The sequence below is a fragment of the Flexivirga endophytica genome, from assembly GCF_014640635.1.
GTDB lineage: Bacteria > Actinomycetota > Actinomycetes > Actinomycetales > Dermatophilaceae > Flexivirga > Flexivirga endophytica.
On sequence record NZ_BMHI01000005.1, the window covers coordinates 302157 to 317634 of the forward strand.

15 protein-coding genes are annotated in these 15478 nt (G+C 66.9%); 11 read left to right on the top strand and 4 right to left on the bottom strand.

All coding sequences use genetic code 11. The features are described from left to right. The first annotated feature begins 22 nt into the window (after nt 1–22). The 3 genes from IEX71_RS16705 (at nt 23) to IEX71_RS16715 (ending at nt 2820) form a co-directional block, all read left to right on the top strand. On the top strand, nt 23–1354 hold the full coding sequence (locus IEX71_RS16705; protein ID WP_188838173.1) for a M50 family metallopeptidase: 1332 nt from the start codon (nt 23–25) through the stop codon (nt 1352–1354). 88 nt (nt 1355–1442) lie between these two features. After that, nucleotides 1443–2033: a DinB family protein gene (locus tag IEX71_RS16710; protein WP_188838174.1), complete on the top strand. Its 591-nt coding sequence runs from the start codon at nt 1443–1445 to the stop codon at nt 2031–2033. A 55-nt stretch (nt 2034–2088) separates the two neighbouring features. Further along, a complete protein-coding gene (locus IEX71_RS16715) occupies nt 2089–2820 on the top strand; it encodes a class I SAM-dependent DNA methyltransferase (protein ID WP_188838175.1) in 732 nt (243 codons plus the stop codon). Between the two features lie 35 nt (nt 2821–2855). Here IEX71_RS16715 and IEX71_RS16720 read toward each other — a convergent pair whose 3' ends face one another. After that, nucleotides 2856–4136, bottom strand: a complete 1281-nt coding sequence (locus tag IEX71_RS16720; RefSeq protein WP_188838176.1) for an HNH endonuclease signature motif containing protein — start codon at nt 4134–4136, stop codon at nt 2856–2858. Between the two features lie 171 nt (nt 4137–4307). Here IEX71_RS16720 and IEX71_RS16725 point away from each other — a divergent pair, with 171 nt between their 5' ends. Both IEX71_RS16725 and IEX71_RS16730 read left to right on the top strand, forming a co-directional pair. After that, nucleotides 4308–4952, top strand: coding sequence for a TetR/AcrR family transcriptional regulator (locus IEX71_RS16725; protein ID WP_229749812.1), 645 nt, complete (start codon nt 4308–4310; stop codon nt 4950–4952). A 28-nt stretch (nt 4953–4980) separates the two neighbouring features. Beyond that, nucleotides 4981–5874: an alpha/beta fold hydrolase gene (locus IEX71_RS16730; protein WP_188838177.1), complete on the top strand. Its 894-nt coding sequence runs from the start codon at nt 4981–4983 to the stop codon at nt 5872–5874. Nucleotide 5875: 1 nt separating this feature from the next. Here IEX71_RS16730 and IEX71_RS16735 read toward each other — a convergent pair whose 3' ends face one another. Next, nucleotides 5876–6475, bottom strand: a complete 600-nt coding sequence (locus IEX71_RS16735; RefSeq protein ID WP_188838178.1) for a TetR/AcrR family transcriptional regulator — start codon at nt 6473–6475, stop codon at nt 5876–5878. A 51-nt stretch (nt 6476–6526) separates the two neighbouring features. On the opposite strand from IEX71_RS16735, the gene IEX71_RS16740 reads away from it, so the two are divergent. Then, nucleotides 6527–7096 carry a GNAT family N-acetyltransferase gene (locus tag IEX71_RS16740; RefSeq protein WP_188838179.1) on the top strand — a complete coding sequence of 190 codons (570 nt, stop codon included), beginning with the start codon at nt 6527–6529 and terminating at the stop codon, nt 7094–7096. Between the two features lie 10 nt (nt 7097–7106). Here the strand turns inward: IEX71_RS16740 and IEX71_RS16745 are convergent, their stop codons facing one another. Further along, on the bottom strand, nt 7107–8549 hold the full coding sequence (locus IEX71_RS16745) for a nucleobase:cation symporter-2 family protein (protein ID WP_229749813.1): 1443 nt from the start codon (nt 8547–8549) through the stop codon (nt 7107–7109). Between the two features lie 269 nt (nt 8550–8818). Here IEX71_RS16745 and ispG point away from each other — a divergent pair, with 269 nt between their 5' ends. Next, the gene (gene ispG / locus IEX71_RS16750; RefSeq protein ID WP_188838502.1) at nt 8819–9961 is read left to right on the top strand and encodes a flavodoxin-dependent (E)-4-hydroxy-3-methylbut-2-enyl-diphosphate synthase; all 1143 of its coding nucleotides are present in this window, start codon (nt 8819–8821) and stop codon (nt 9959–9961) included. A gap of 309 nt (nt 9962–10270) precedes the next feature. Continuing rightward, a complete protein-coding gene (locus IEX71_RS16755) occupies nt 10271–11005 on the top strand; it encodes a hypothetical protein (protein ID WP_188838180.1) in 735 nt (244 codons plus the stop codon). On the opposite strand, the gene IEX71_RS16760 is transcribed toward IEX71_RS16755, so the two are convergent. Continuing rightward, nucleotides 10992–11660, bottom strand: a complete 669-nt coding sequence (locus IEX71_RS16760) for a DUF2867 domain-containing protein (RefSeq protein WP_188838181.1) — start codon at nt 11658–11660, stop codon at nt 10992–10994. The two genes, IEX71_RS16755 and IEX71_RS16760, sit on opposite strands and share 14 nt — an antisense overlap. A 109-nt stretch (nt 11661–11769) precedes the next feature. On the opposite strand from IEX71_RS16760, the gene IEX71_RS16765 reads away from it, so the two are divergent. The 3 genes from IEX71_RS16765 to IEX71_RS16775 all read left to right on the top strand — a co-directional run bounded on the left by IEX71_RS16765 (nt 11770) and on the right by IEX71_RS16775 (nt 15467). After that, nucleotides 11770–12903 (top strand): sensor histidine kinase, encoded by a 1134-nt coding sequence (locus IEX71_RS16765; RefSeq protein WP_188838182.1) that lies wholly within the window; start codon nt 11770–11772, stop codon nt 12901–12903. Nucleotides 12904–12977: 74 nt separating this feature from the next. Next, a complete protein-coding gene (locus IEX71_RS16770; RefSeq protein WP_229749814.1) occupies nt 12978–13595 on the top strand; it encodes a response regulator transcription factor in 618 nt (205 codons plus the stop codon). Nucleotides 13596–13637: 42 nt separating this feature from the next. Next, nucleotides 13638–15467: an alpha/beta-hydrolase family protein gene (locus IEX71_RS16775; RefSeq protein WP_188838183.1), complete on the top strand. Its 1830-nt coding sequence runs from the start codon at nt 13638–13640 to the stop codon at nt 15465–15467. Nucleotides 15468–15478: the final 11 nt, after the last annotated feature.

A 15478-nucleotide genomic window follows, 5' to 3' on the forward strand; every position in this document is an offset into this window, starting at 1 on the left:
GCCTCATGAGACGCTGGTGGGCGTGTTGTTCCTGCTCGGCGTGATCATCCTGCTGCTCGGCATCGGCGTCTCCATCGCCCTGCACGAGCTCGGCCACCTCACGCCCGCGAAGCTGTTCGGCGTCAAGGTCACCCAATACATGGTCGGGTTCGGCCCCACCATCTGGTCCAGGCGGCGCGGGGAGACCGAATACGGGCTGAAAGCGATACCGCTCGGCGGATACATCCGGATGATCGGGATGTTCCCGCCCCGCCCCGGTGAAGAGGCCGGTTTCATCCGGGCATCGTCAACCGGTCGATTCAGCCAGTTGGCCGATCAGATGCGCGAGGACGCCTACGAGCACATCTCGCCGCGCGATGCCGACAGGGTCTTCTACAAGCTGCCGACCTGGAAGAAGGTCGTCATCATGTTCGGCGGCCCCTTCATGAACCTGGTCATCGCACTCTTGCTGCTCATCCTGATCGCCAGCGGAATCGGGCTCCCGGTGCAACAGACGGCGAACATCGCCGCGGTGCAGTCGTGCTCGGCCACGGCGACGGGCGAGGCTGCAGCCGACTGTGACGAGGCCGGCCGCACGGCGGCCGCAGCAGCGGGGGTGAAGCCCGGTGACCGCATCGTCTCCATCGACGGCACGAAGATCACCTCGACGACCGACTTCACCGACATCGTGCGGAGCCATCCACGCAAGCAGATCCCCTTGGTGGTTGAGCGGGACGGTCGACACGTCACGCTGCAGGTCACACCGAAACTGCAGCGCATGCCGAAGCAGGACAGCAGCGGCACGCAGGTCGTCAATTGGAAGGGCGAGGTCGAGTACGAGAACGTCGGCGTCATCGGCGCCTCCATCGGCGGCACCTACCAGGACGAGCGGCAATCCCTCCCGGCCGCATTGGGCACTTTCGGCGACGCGCTGCAGAAGACTTCCTCGGTCTTTCTGAAGATCCCTCAGAAAATGGTCGGCGTCTGGAACGCGGCTTTCAGCGGCGGCACGCGGGATCAGTACAGTCCGCAGTCGGTCGTCGGAGTGGGGCGCACCGCCGGCGACGTCACGGAGTCCAAGTACGCAACCACACAGGACAAGATCGTTGTCCTGTTGATGATCCTGGCTTCGCTCAACATGGCACTGTTCGTCTTCAACCTGGTGCCGTTGCTACCCCTTGACGGTGGCCACATCGCCGGAGCGTTGTGGGAAGCGGTCAAGCGCCGCATCGCCCGCCTCCGAGGCAAGACCGGCCCCGTCTATGTCGACGTCGCGAAGGCGCTACCTCTGGCGTACGGCGTGTCGATCGTGTTGTTGGTGATGTTCGCGCTGCTCGCGTATGCCGACATCGTGAACCCGGTGAAGTTGGGCTGACCGCGGAGTCCGCTTCCGGACGAAGCCTGTCCTGTCGGCCCGACAGGCTGGCTACTGTCAGCACGGACAACGGACGAGGAGTCGCCGCATGTACACGCCCGCGAAACATGATGAGATCACCGGCCTGATCAACTACATCGACCAACAACTGTCAGCGTTGCGGGCCTCGGTCCACGGGCTGACCGAGGAGCAGGCCAAGTCGACGCCCTGCCGCAGTTCGCTGTCGCTCGCAGCGTTGGTCAAGCACGCGGCATACGGCATGAGGGGTTATGTCCGGCAGTTGTCCGGCGCGCCGTCGGCGTTGGACGACACGGCGTATGCGGCGTATCTCGCGAGCTTGCAGCTTGCGGACGACGAGAAGATCTCCGACGTGCTGTTGGAATTCGACGACGCGCGCGAGGCGATGTTGGCTGCCTTGGCCGGGGTCGATCCGGACACCGACATCACGGCACCGCCTGCGCCCTGGCACGGGATCATGGAGCCGCAACCGGCCAAGGCGCGGTACGACATCGTGCACATTCTCGAAGAGGTGGCTCGGCACGCAGGCCACGCGGACATCATCCGCGAACAACTGGACGGTATGGCGATCCCCGCCCTCGTGTTGAGCGTCGAGGGAACACCGGCGTCCGACTTCTTCCAGCCTTATCAACCCGCGCCGGGGACCATCGGCGCAAGCTGAATCGGGCGGGCGAAAACCGGTCGCGGACGGCGTCAGCAATGGGCACAGTCGTTCTATGACGAGCAGTGACCTGTGGGACGCAGAGACAGCCGAGCGCTACGACGCGGCATCGCATTTCATGTTCACCCCGGAGGTGCTGGACCCGGCCGTCGCCTTCCTTGCCGATGTGGCTGGTGCGGGCGCAGCGCTCGAATTCGCAATAGGTACCGGCCGGGTCGCCATCCCCTTGCGCGAACGCGGGATCGCGGTCTCCGGGATCGAGTTGTCGGAACCAATGGCTGATCAGCTGGTCACCAAGCGCACCGACATCCCGGTGGTCATCGGCGACATGGCGACGACGGTCATCGGGAGTGGGTTCTCGTTGGTCTACTTGGTCTGGAACGGTTTGGGCAATGTGCGCACCCAAGCCGAACAGGTCGAGGTCTTTCGAAACGCCGCGCGACATCTGGCGCCGGGTGGCAGGTTCGTGATCGAGCTCTGGATCCCCGGTATCCGCCGGATGCCGCCGGGCCAGGCGGCGGTGCCGTTCCACGTAGGCAAGCACCATCTGGGCTTCGACACCTACGACCTGGCGACGCAGCAGGGTACTTCGCACCATTACGCGCAAGAGGCCGATGGGGCGGTGCGATATGGCGCCAGCAACTTCCGCTACGTCTGGCCGGCCGAGTGCGACCTCATGGCACAGCTCGCCGGTATGACGCTCGAGCGACGCGTGGCAGATTGGCGCGGCGGTGAATTCACCGGCGACAGCGAGTCGCACGTCTCGGTGTGGCGCACGTCGACCTGACCTCAAGGTGGCCGGTGTCCCATCGGAGCAGGTGCTCATGCGGCATCCCGGCCGCGGTGGGTTACTCGCGGCCTGCGGGTGACGTCCCACCTCACCCGCAGGGCAGTGGCGATCGCCGTATAACCGTGCCGGTGCACGGTCTGGTGGTGCGTCGTGCAGAGCATCGCGGAGTTGGGCAGGCTGGTGACGCCGCCGGACGCCCAGGGCACGATGTGGTGCACCTCGCAGAACGATGGCGGTCGATCGCAGCCGGGGAACGTGCAACCGCGATCGCGCAGCGTCACTGCTGTCCGAATCCCTTTGGTGACAAGCCGTTTGGTCCGACCGACGTCGAGTGGCTCGCTGTCGGTCCCCAGGACCACTGGGATGATGTCGGCGTCACAGGCGAACCGTCGGGCAGAGCCGGCGTCGAGAACGTCACCCGTGGAAGTGACTGCCGCACCACCCCCGGTGAGGGTGCTGAGCGGCACGGTCACGGTGACGCGCGCGGTCGAACTCAGCGCTGCTGCGGCACCGTCATCCACGCGTGCGCCGCGGCTGACCAGAGCGATCAAGGCGTCCACCCGTCGCTTGCCAGGTGTGCGGTCGTCCTGTTCTGCAGGAGTGTCGGACCCGGTGGCGTCCTGCGCGGATGCCGATCGGCCACGGGGCGCGGACAAGGGCAGCAACGCTCCGGTGAGAATGGCGGCATTCACCGGGGACAGCTCGGCAGTCAAGCGTGTCATCCCGGTGGGGGTGGTGCGCCACGACAAGGATTCGGTGCGCTCGAGGGTCGCGTCTCGCTTGTCGAGCTCGTCCTCGGCGTGGTCGGCCAGTATCTGCCGGGTGAGAGCTTCGCGTCCGCGAACACCGGTCGCAGGGTCGAGCTCCAGATAGCGCGCGAGGGCGTCGTCATGGGACGTCTCAGGAATGATCGGCTCGATCTTGGCGACCTCGGTGAGTGCGGTCTTTGCGACCGCCGGAGTGCACGTTCCCGCGCGGAGCGCGTCCGTCACAGGTTGGTGGAGGTCGCCTCTGCACGCATCCGCGACCGTGGCGATCGTGTGCGCGTCGCGGACGTCGAGCGGGACCGACGCCTGAGCAGCGCTGTTGCTCACCCACTGCGTGGTGTTGGCGGCGTCGGAGTCGCGCACGTCACCGCGCTGCGAGGCTAACCGTGCGACGAGCACCGCCAGCTGCTCACTACGGCCGCGCAGTCGCATCAAGATCGTCATCAGCTCTGCAAGCTCGCCGACATCGAGTTGGTCGAGGACGCCGGGCAACTCCTCGAGCGCTCGCAGGCAGCGGTCCACATCCAGGGAGGGCTCGATACGCATGTCTGCCACCACCGTTCGACTGATTCTGATGTCGTTGAACGTATTCGGGGACCCGGAACCCGTCGTTGACCATTCCCCGCTCTGTGGATGAGGCGCGTGAACCGCCTGGGATGTGGATAGCTGGGGGAGCCGGTTTGCACCGCCATCGCTCACGTGATTACGATACGGAACGTGCCGTTTCGAAATGAAGAACCTCCCGCGTCACCCGGCCGGCCCCGCGACACCTCGAGAGAAGTCGAGATCCTGCAGGCCGTGCTCGCTCTCCTTGCCGAGCAGGGGTATGACGCCCTCACCTTCGAAGCCGTCGCACGGCGGGCCCACGCCTCCAAGGCGACGCTCTACCGCCGCTGGGACAACAAGCGGGACATGGTCGTCGCTGCCATCAAGGCAGGCCCGTCGTCGGGGACTTCGCCGGAAGCCGTCGACACGGGCTCCCTGCACGGCGATTTGCTGGAACTGTGTGGGCGACTCGACGCGACGCTCCGTGCCTCCGACGGCTCGATGAGCCTGATGCTGCTGCAAGCAGGTCTCGAGGACCCTGATCTTTGCCGGCACATCGAGGAGTCGGCCGGTCCCACTGGCGCCAAGCTGACGGAAAACGTTCTGGATGCTGCGATCTCGCGCGGCGAGCTGCCGAAGGGCACACGTCCCTTCGCCTACGACGAGGTAGCCGGCTCCGTCCTCCTGCTGCGTCGGCTGAACGGCCTCCCCGCCGGTGCCGACTATCTGGCCCGCCTGGTCGACGACATCCTCATTCCTGCCCTGAAGGCGAGTGCTGCCAACGACACCGAGCCCCCGCACGCCATCTTCGCCTGACCACGCACCCCGCACCCGAAAGGTCCCCATGCACCAGCACCTCACCATCGACGGCTTCGACTACCGCCGAATCCGCACCGACGACAACGTGTTTCTCAATGTCGCGGTCGCCGGCAGCGGTCACCCGGTCGTCCTGCTGCACGGCTTCCCGCAGACGCATCTCATGTGGCAGCAGGTAGCGACCCGGCTTGCCGTGGACCACCAGGTGGTCGTCCCCGATCTCCGTGGGTACGGCGCCAGCGACAAGCCGCTGGAGGCGGACGCCTCGACATACTCAAAGCGAACCATGGCACGCGACATCGCCTCTGTGGCAACGCAACTCGGAGCCGAACAGTTCGCGCTGATCGGCCACGACCGCGGCGCGCTCGTCGGGATGCGGGCCGCGCTCGATCACCCCGAGGTGGTGACGCACCTGGGCATCCTGGACGTGTTGCCCACCATGGACACGTGGGACGTGCTGCATGGCGTCGACGCCAAGGTCGCCTGGCATCTCTACCTCATGGCGCAGCCGAAAGGCCTGCCGGAGCGGATGATCGAGGCAGTTGCGGCGGACTTCTTCGCGTCCTTCCTCGACGCCTGGGACCCCAGCGGGACAACGTTCTCCCCGGCCGTCCGCGAGCACTACATCGACAGTTCGGTCGCGGCCGTGCCGTCGATCGTCGCCGACTACCGGGCGACAGCCGGCGTCGACCTGGAGATGGACCGGGCCGACCGCGCGGCCGGGTCACAGCTGGGCATGCCCGTCGGAGTCCTCTCGCAGGACTGGGGCGCCCAACTCGGCTTCAACGCCCTCGACCTGTGGCGGCAGTGGGCGGCGGACGCGACATACGAACCCATCGATGCCGGCCACTTCATGGCCGAGGAGAAGCCCGACGAGGTGACGAACTTCGTCCGAGCCCTCCTGCAGCGAACCACCCCCTGAGTCAACAGATTTCGGGTGTTCGCGCGAGCCGGGCAAGGTGGTCGTCGAGCAAGGCGATCTGACAAGTGGCCGAGTATTGCGCCGGGTCGAGCACTGCCTGCACGATCACGCCGAGCGCGAAGGACTGCAGCTGCGTCGCCATCGATCGCGCATCGCCGGCAGCCAACTCACCGAGTTCCTGTGCCATCTCGACGAGTCCGGTCAGTCGCTCCACGCCGGCGGCGTAGCGCCGCGCGTGCTCGCGCCGGAACTGTGGGTCGGCGATGGCGTGGTCCCACGACGATACCCAGACGCGATTGGCCGTGGTCGACTTGCCGTCGAGCGGCAGCATGTCCATGATCGCCGCGCGCAGGGCGGCCAGGCCGTCGGCCGCTGCTCTTCGCGGCCTCCCTGCCGACCGCTTCTCGAGCAGTTCGAGGGCGTAGCCGATGATCTCCCGCTTGGATCCGAAGTAGTGCGTCACGACGCCCGTGGTCGCTTGCAGTTGGCGGGCGATCGCTCTGATGGTGAGACCGTTGAAACCGTCGGTCGCCAGCACCAGCCAGACGGCTTCGGCAACGTCCCCACGACGGTCCTCGTGATTTCCCTTCGGCCTGCCCATGGTCGGATGCTAATTTGCACAACAAACGTTATGCAAACGATCGGAGCAATCGTGTTCGCCCACCCCCTCGCGGACGGAGTCCGCCTGCGCACGCTCGAGCCCTGGCATGCCGACGAGTTCGCTGCCCACCTCGAGCGTGCGCGAGAGCACATCCGGCCCTGGGTCGGACCCTCGTTCGTCACCGAGACCGTCGACGCGGCGCACGCCACGCTGATCAGGTATGCCGAAGCAACGGCGAAGGACCAGGCTCGCCCCGTCGGCATCTGGAAGGACGAAATCCTTGTCGGGGGAATGATGTTCGCCGGTTTCGATCCCACCGGAGGCAACGCCGAGCTCGGCTGTTGGCTCGAACCGGCCGCTGAGGGGCACGGACTGATCACCGGCGCCGGCCGCTTCCTGCTGGACTGGGCGTTCGGCGAGCGCAAACTGCACCGCGTCGAGTGGCGTTGTCGCGCCGACAACGTGCGCAGTGCGGCCGTCGCGCGCCGACTCGGTATGACGCACGAGGCGACGCTGCGGCAGGCGTGGCTGAACGGCGGCATACATCACGACAAGCAGATCTGGGCGATCCTGGCGCACGAGAGCCGTTACGCCGACGTGCCGGCGCAACGGCTCTCCTGAAGGTGCGGTCCTACTCGGTGGGCACGCGCCTCGGGTTGGGCGCGGCGGGTCGGATGTCGTCCTCCAAGCGGTCGCCGAACTGTTCGATCCGGCTGTCCCGTTCGGCGAAGACCGATGCGCCGGGCTTGTTGCCCCACGTCCATTCATTGAAGAAGAGGTTGAGCACCACCGCGCTGATCGCGGCCGAGCTGATCCCCGAACCCATGATCACGCCGAACCAGTCCGGGAACTTGTCCCAGAAGGTCGGCATCGCGATCGGTATGACGCCGAAGCCGAACGCCACCGAGATGATGACCAGGTTGAGGCCGTTCTCGTAATCCACGCGTGCCAGGGTTCGTATGCCGCTCGCGGTGACCGAGCCGAAGAGGATGATGCCCGCACCACCCAGCACCGGCGACGGGATGCCCGCGACGATGGCTCCGACCACCGGCAGCAGGCCGAGCACGACCAGCACTCCGCCGCCCGTGGCGACCGCGAAGCGGCTCTTGATCCCGGTCAGCGCGACCAGTCCGACGTTCTGCGCGAAGGCGCTGGCCGGGAAGCTGCCGAAGAACGGTGCAACGGTCGTGGCCGCCATGTCTGCCCGCAGGCCGGCCGCCACGCGCTTGTCGTCGACCTCCGTGTCGACGATCTCGCCGATTGCCAGGATGTCCGCGGTCGTCTCGGTCATGATCACCAGGATCACGATCACCATCGAGATGATCGCGCCGGCCTGGAACGTCGGCGACCCGAAGTGCAGGAACTGTGGCAGCGCCACGATCTTGGCATCCTTGACGCCGGAGAAGTCGGCGTGCCCGGTGGCCGCGGCGACGACAGTGCCGATCACCATGCCGATCAGGATCGACAGCCGGGAGATCGCGCCCTGGAAGAGCCGGCTGATCAGCACGATGATCAGCAGGGTCAGCCCGGCATACCCGATGTTCGTCGGTGACCCGAAGTCCTTGGCGCCGGAGTCACCACCCATGCACCAGGTGAACGCGGTCGGCATCAGTGAAGCGCCGATCACCGTGATGATCGAGCCGGTCACCACGGCGGGGAAGAACCGCACGATCTTCGCGAAGTATGTCGAGGCGATGACACCGACGATGCCGGCGACGATGATCGCACCGAGCACCGGCCGGACGCCGTCCTTGCTGGCGATCGACACCATGGTCGAAACGCTCGCGAAGGACACGCCTTGCACTATCGGCAATCGGCTGCCGACCGGGCCGATGCCGAGCGTCTGCAACAGGGTCGCGAGGCCGCTGATGAACAGGCCGGCGGTGACGAGCAACGCGACGTCGGACGTCTTGAGATGCGCGGCTCCGCCGATGATGATGGGTGGGGCGATCACTCCGCCATACATCGTGAGGATGTGTTGGGTTCCGTAGATCAGCAAACGGCCGGGGCCATACATGGTGTCCTCGGGCCGGCCCTGATACTTCGAATTGCCCTCGCGTCGTAGGAGTTTCACGGCGCTCACCTCAGTGGTGTCTCAGCCCGGGGCTGTCCTGGGCGCCGTTCGGAACTATGGGTCGTCGTGGATGTGCAACGTTCATCGGTCCCACCGTTTCATATCGTGGAAGATAAGTTTCGACACACGGAAGGGTGGCACGAGTCACATCGGCCGTCAACAGTTTGTTGAACATTGCGGGACGACCAGGCTGCACCATGGCCCGCGTGACCACGTTCGGATCGACGGGGCCGGCGAGTCATACTGAAGGGGTGACTGTTTCTCTCGGTATGCCGAGCGCCCCGGCGCCGGTGCTCGCTCCTCGTCGCAAGTCTCGCAAGATCAAGGTCGGCAAGGTCGAGGTCGGCGGAGATGCTCCCATCTCGGTGCAGTCGATGTGCACCACACCGACCACTGACATCAACGCGACCCTGCAGCAGATCGCGGAGCTCACCGCGTCAGGCTGCGACATCGTGCGCGTTGCCTGTCCGAGTCAGGACGACGCCGACGCGCTTCCGGCGATCGCCAGGAAGTCGCAGATCCCGGTGATCGCCGACATCCACTTCCAGCCGAAGTACGTCTTCGCCGCGATCGACGCCGGCTGCGCGGCGGTCCGGGTCAACCCAGGCAACATCCGCAAGTTCGACGACCAGGTCAAGCAGATCGCTCAGGCAGCCAAGGACGCCGGCGTGTCGCTGCGCATCGGCGTCAACGCGGGCTCGCTCGACAAGCGACTGCTGGAGAAGTACGGCAAGCCGACGGCCGAGGCGCTCGTCGAGTCCGCGGTCTGGGAGGCGAGCCTCTTCGAGGAGCACGACTTCCACGACTTCAAGATCTCGGTCAAGCACAACGACCCCGTCGTGATGGTTCGCGCCTACGAATTGCTGGCCGAGCGCGGCGACTGGCCGTTGCATCTCGGTGTCACCGAGGCCGGGCCGGCGTTCCAGGGCACCATCAAGTCGGCGACGGCGTTCGGCGCGCTGCTGTCCAAGGGCATCGGCGACACGATCCGCGTCTCGCTGTCGGCGCCGCCGGTCGAGGAGATCAAGGTCGGCAACCAGATCCTGCAGTCGCTCAACCTCAAGCCCCGCAAGCTCGAGATCGTTTCGTGCCCATCGTGCGGCCGCGCCCAGGTCGACGTCTACACGCTCGCCGAGCAGGTGACCGCCGGCCTCGAGGGTATGACGGTGCCGCTGCGCGTCGCGGTCATGGGTTGCGTCGTCAACGGCCCGGGGGAGGCTCGGGAAGCTGACCTCGGTGTCGCGTCGGGCAACGGTAAGGGTCAGATCTTCGTCAAGGGTGAGGTCATCAAGACCGTCCCCGAAGCGCAGATCGTCGAGACCCTCATCGAGGAGGCCATGCGCATCGCCGACGAGATGGGTGAGCCCGTCGACGAGGACTCCGCCGGCAGCCCCAGCGTCACGGTCGGCTGAGCCGACCTCGAGGCGTCGGACGGTCAGCAGCAGGGCAGCGTGGCGATGACCGCCCCGGCGGCGAACCCGCGTCGGATCCGATCCCGGTCAGGACGTCGCCGTCGACGGCTCGGCATGCGTCGTAGTTGCTGAATTGTCGTCATACACAAAGGTTTCCGCGTATCGACGGTGCCGCACTCACCCCACGGTGCGCAGCGGATCCCCCGTAGGTGGGAACGCGGGGATCAGTCAGCACGTCCCTGTCGAGGTGCCGCGAGACCGCCCCGTGCCGCGGCAGCAGATACCCTGCGCCCAGGGAAGGGAGACCCCATGTCACAGCAACCGCCGACGTCCGACGGCAACAATCCGTATCAGTCACCGCAGCAGCCCTACGGCCAGCAACCGCAGCCACCCAATGGGCAGGCACAGCAGCCCTACGGCCAGCAACCGCAGCCACCCTATGGGCAGGCACAGCAGCCCTACAGCCAGCAACCGCAGCCCTACGGCCAGGCGCAGCCTGCCTACGGACAGCAGTCGTACGGGCCGGGACCCCAGCAGAGCTACGGCTATCAGCAGCAGCCCTACGGTCAGGCGCCCTACGGCACGCCTGCTTATCCCGGAGTCGTGCCGAAGGCACCGCTGTCACAACCGGCCCGCATGATCGGTTGGGCCGCCGCCGCTATCGGCGTCCTGGCGATCATCGGCTGCTTCGGCGCCTGGGTCACCGCCGATTTCGGCTTCATGCACATCTCGATGAACGGCTTCGGCCAGGTCGCGGGCTCCAGTGAGTCCGCCGACGACGTCAAGGACGGCGTGCTGGTGGCCATCTTCGCCGCCATCGTCATCGTGTTCGGCATCATCCGGGGACTCGGGAAGATCGCACTGGCCGCCGCGATCGTCATCGTCGTGATGGGTGTGTTCAGTCTCGCGACCACGATCTACGACGTCAGCGACGTGAGCAGCAACGTGTCCGGCGGGAGCGTCGGCTGGGGACTCTGGCTCTGCCTCATCGCATCGATCGGCATCCTGGTCGCCGGCATCGTCGGCATCGTCAAGCGGAAGTAGGCGTCCGGACGGCACCGTCGAGCGGGACGTCGCGCCAGTCGCGCTCGATCATGCGCAACATGGCCGGGTAGACGAGCGTACGGCGGAACGGCTGTATGCCGGCAAGGTAAACCCGTCCCAACGTGCCGTTCGGTTTGACGAGGACCGTCATTTGCGCTGTCCAGCAACCGGATTCGGTCTTCACCCAGCCAAGGTGCAACACCCCGTGGCAGGTCGCGTTGGCGAGCTCGGCGGCGAATTCGTGCCGCAACAGGTAGACGGACGTGAACGGCAGACGGGTGAAGTCCGGTCCGATCGGTGCGTCCGCCATGTCGTCGGGGAGCCGGGCGTTAAGCGACGGCACCCGTATCCCTACGCCCTTCTGCGGGTCATCCCACCGCAGCAGTCTTCCGAGGTTCCACCGCACCGAACACACCAGGCGCACCAGCGGGGGAGCGCCGTGGTCGCCGGTGCCGCCGGCGAACATGTCGGCCAACAGGGGCAGGTCGTCGGGGCCGCCCGGCGTGGGTAGTTGCCAGACGTCGAAAACCTCGAAGTCGCCGGCGATCTCGTGGATGCGCCACGGCCTTTCCAGGAACTCGCCGCGTCGGAGTAATCGGCCGCGCGGCTCGCTCGCCGGGATGGGATGCAGGCGTCTTGCTCGTGGTGTCGTCATGTCAGCCAGGCTGCCGCTCGGCGAGTGAGCGGACCTCCCTCGCAGGGATGCTCGGTATCCCTCTTTCGGGGGAACCGGTCCTGCCGGCCACGTGACAGCATGGGGCGACATGAGGCGAGGGACACGTGGTGCGGCATACCTCGTGCTGGGTGCTGCCGGTGCCGCCCTGATCGGCTGGCTCATCTACGCGTTCACCATCTCGGTGCAGAACACCACCGGACGCGACCGGGTGTTCGTCATCACGCTGGCGGGCGTCGCGATCGCTGTAGCCGCCATCATCCTGCTCAGCCCGCCGGTGCGCGATGCCGAAGTCGCCATGGCACGTCCGCTGCTCGGCGTGAGCCTGCCGCCGGTCCGTGACCGGCATTCCTGGGCGAGTCGCTGGCGGGGAGCCGCCTGGGCCGGTTTGGTCCTGGTGGTCGGTGCGCTCGCCGCGGTCCTGTTGCTCGCCGGCGTCCCTGCCGGCGTTGGACTGGCGGTGGACGGTGCGGAGCACCCCGTCCAGCTGCTTTGGCGACTCCCGCTGGGGATCGCATTGGTTCTCGGATCTTTTGCTATCCAAGCGGTTTTCGGCTGGCTGCTGGCCGTGTCGGCACCGAAGGTGCTCGGGCCGACGCCTGCCGATCGACTCGCCCTGGCCGCGGATCGGGAGCGAGCGCTCGCCCGTAGCAACGAGTTGGCGCGCGAATTGCACGACACGATCGGCCACTCACTGACCGCGATCAGTGTGCAGGCGGAGGCCGGCTATGCGGTCGGGTTGTCCGACCCGCAGGTAGCCCATCGCGCCCTGGAACGCATCAGTGCAACCGCTGCCGCGGCACTGGAGGAGCTGGACAGTGTGCTCGGCAGCCTGCGCAGCGGACCGCGTGGTCGTTCCGCCGCGGACCTGGAAGGCCTGGTGCATGCGGCTGCCACCGAGGAGCCGTCGGTGCTGGAGCTGATCGGCGACTGGGACGCCCTGCCGGACTCCTCGAGCGGTGAGGTCTTCCGCATCGTCCAGGAAGGTCTGACGAATGCGGTCAAACACGGCCGCGGCGCGGCGCGCGTGCGCGTGTCCGTCCGATCGGATGTGAGCGTGACGATCACCAATGCCGTTGCGCGGCAGCGCAATTCGCGCGATCGGGAGCATCGTGGGATTGTCGGTCTGCGGGAACGTATGACGCTGGTGGGCGGCACCATCGAGGCCGGACCCACCTCCGACGGAAGGGAATGGAAGCTGTGTGCCCGTCTACCGACTCGATGATCAGCGGTCCGGCCGAAGAACGGCCATCAGCACAAGATCCGACGCAACGACGAGGAACCAGTCCTCACGTCAGGGTGCTGGTCGCCGATGACGACGAGATGGTCCGTGACGGATTCGTCGCGATCCTCAGCGCGCAACCCGACATCGAAGTCGTCGGCTCCGCCGACGACGGGGTCAGCGCACTCCAGGAGGCTCGTGCCCATCGGCCTGATGTGGTGGTCATGGATGTCCGCATGCCCCGGTTGGACGGTATCGAGGCGACGCGCCGCTTGCTGATCGAGCCCGGTGCGCCGAAGATCCTGGTCGTCACGACCTTCGAGCACGACTCCTATGTGTATGACGCCCTGGTCGCCGGCGCACACGGTTTCCTGCTGAAGCGATCCGGTGCGCAACAACTCGTCTCCGCCGTTCGTGCTCTCGCCCGCATGGACGTCGTGCTCTTCCCCGAGTCGATCCGTGAGCTGGTCGAGGCGCGCGCGAAGCGTGACCGGCACCTGCCGCGCCTGACCGAGCGGGAGCAGGACGTGCTGCGGCTGCTCGCCCGCGGTATGACCAACGCTGAGATCGCCGACGAGCTCTTCCTCGGGGTGCAGACCGTCAAGTCGCACGTCACGACGCTGCTCGCCAAACTGCAGGTCCGGGACCGGACCCAAGCCGTCATCGCGGCATACGAGAGCGGTTTCGTCGACTGACCGTCGCGGCGTCGTGCCGCAGCGGTTGATTACGCTGCGGGAGTGACCAGCCGCGACCCGTCCGTGGAGGTCGGCGGCGCAGCAGGGTTCAGCCCGGTCGCCGACCATGACGTCGTGACCGACGAAGCGTCCACGGACCAAGCGTCCATCGACGAGGCGTCCATCGATGGGGCGTCCACCGACGAGCCCAATTTCTTTCAGCGCTTCCTGACCCGGCGCTCGGTGGCCGGCCTCGTACTCGGCTGGCTGGCGTTGCTGGCCAGCTTCGCGCCCAGCCTGTTGCCGCGCCCGTGGGCCGTTCAGGCAGCCGCGTCCGCACTGTCGGCCATCACCGGTTATGCCGTGGGCACGCTGCTCGGCTCGGTGGCGACGGTCGTGTTCGGCTGGCTCGGAGTCCGGGTGATCGTCTCGGATCACCGGCACCGGACCCGCGTGCACGTCGTGCTCTGGACACTCGCCGCCGCCATCACCGTCGCTCTCTGGTTCGCCGGTTATCGGGGCCGTCGGCACAGCGCCCTGCTGGTTGACCTGCCGGCGCCCTCGCTGCTGAGCGACGCGCTCTCCCTGGTCGCGGCGGTCGCATTGACCGCGGTCCTGATGACCATCATCTGGACCGTGCGCAGCGTCTTCCGCGCATCACGCTTCGTGCTCGGCTTCGCGCTCCCCAAACCGGTGGCCGGGCTGTTGGCGGTCTGTCTCCTGGCGGGATCGGTGACTTGGCTGACCCGTAGCGTGATCGCGGTCAAGGGCCTGGAAGCCTTGTCCGCCTCCGCATCGCAGGTCAATGACGACCCGCCGGACTGGCTGCGCGCGCCGGCCTCGCCGCTGGTGTCCGGCAGCCCGGGCTCGACGCAACCGTGGGACGACCTCGGCCGCGAGGGCCAGATCTACACGGCACACGCACCGGACCCGGCCGCGATCTCCTCGATCACCGGACGGGACGCCAAACGTCCGATCCGGCTGTATGCCGCCCCGGAGACCGGGGACGTCGACCCCCACGAGCTGGTGCAGGCGATCGTGAAGGAGATCCGGCGCACCGGTGCGCTGGATCGCAAGTACCTCAATGTGGTGGGCACGACCGGAAGCGGCTGGGTCGACGAGTACAACGTCCGGACCGTGGAGGCGTTGACCGACGGCCACGTGGCGACGGTGGCGGTGCAGTACTCTTTCCTGCCCAGCGTCGTGCAGTTCCTGACCAACCGCACGCTTCCGGCGCAGGTCGGCGGCGAGCTCGTGCGCACCGTGCGCGCTCTGATCGACCGGCGGCCGGCCGCCGAGCGCCCGAAGTTGCTGCTCTCCGGCGAGTCGCTCGGTGCACTGAGCACAGAGGCCGCCTTCAGTCGCGCCGACCAGGTGCTGCCGGCCGTCGACGGTGCGCTGTGGAGCGGCACCCCCAACTCCACACCGCTCTGGCGTTCGCTCACCGCGAGTCGGCAGCGGGGCAGCCCGCAGGTGGCGCCAGTCATCGACAACGGTCGCAATTTCCGTTTCGCGGGCAACCCGCAGCAGATCCGACACGACGCCTACGGTCGGCCGTTGGGGGAGTGGAGCCACCCACGGGTCCTCTTCATGCAGCACCCCTCGGACCCGATCGTCTGGTGGGACACGTCGCTGATCTACCGGCAGCCCGCCTGGACGCGCGAGCGCGCGGGCCACGACGTCGACAAGGACCTCACGTGGTACCCACTGATCACCTTCTGGCTGACCACTGTCGACCTCGTCTCCGCGAACTCCTCGACCGGCGGGCACGGCCACCGCTACCGCGCCGAACTCATCGACGGTTGGGCTGCGGTGCTCGGCGTGAGCGTGAGCACCGCCGAGAAGGCCGCGATCGTCAGCTCGGTGGAGTCACTCGACCCGGACGGGGAGTGACCTGCACGGGC

Coding starts and splice junctions, on each gene's coding strand:
- IEX71_RS16710 (WP_188838174.1), top strand. CDS start 1,443: ATGTACACGCCCGCGAAACATGATGAGATCACCGGCCTGATCAACTAC.
- IEX71_RS16715 (WP_188838175.1), top strand. CDS start 2,089: ATGACGAGCAGTGACCTGTGGGACGCAGAGACAGCCGAGCGCTACGAC.
- IEX71_RS16720 (WP_188838176.1), bottom strand. CDS start 4,136: ATGCGTATCGAGCCCTCCCTGGATGTGGACCGCTGCCTGCGAGCGCTC.
- IEX71_RS16730 (WP_188838177.1), top strand. CDS start 4,981: ATGCACCAGCACCTCACCATCGACGGCTTCGACTACCGCCGAATCCGC.
- IEX71_RS16735 (WP_188838178.1), bottom strand. CDS start 6,475: ATGGGCAGGCCGAAGGGAAATCACGAGGACCGTCGTGGGGACGTTGCC.
- ispG (WP_188838502.1), top strand. CDS start 8,819: ATGCCGAGCGCCCCGGCGCCGGTGCTCGCTCCTCGTCGCAAGTCTCGC.
- IEX71_RS16755 (WP_188838180.1), top strand. CDS start 10,271: ATGTCACAGCAACCGCCGACGTCCGACGGCAACAATCCGTATCAGTCA.
- IEX71_RS16760 (WP_188838181.1), bottom strand. CDS start 11,660: ATGACGACACCACGAGCAAGACGCCTGCATCCCATCCCGGCGAGCGAG.
- IEX71_RS16765 (WP_188838182.1), top strand. CDS start 11,770: ATGAGGCGAGGGACACGTGGTGCGGCATACCTCGTGCTGGGTGCTGCC.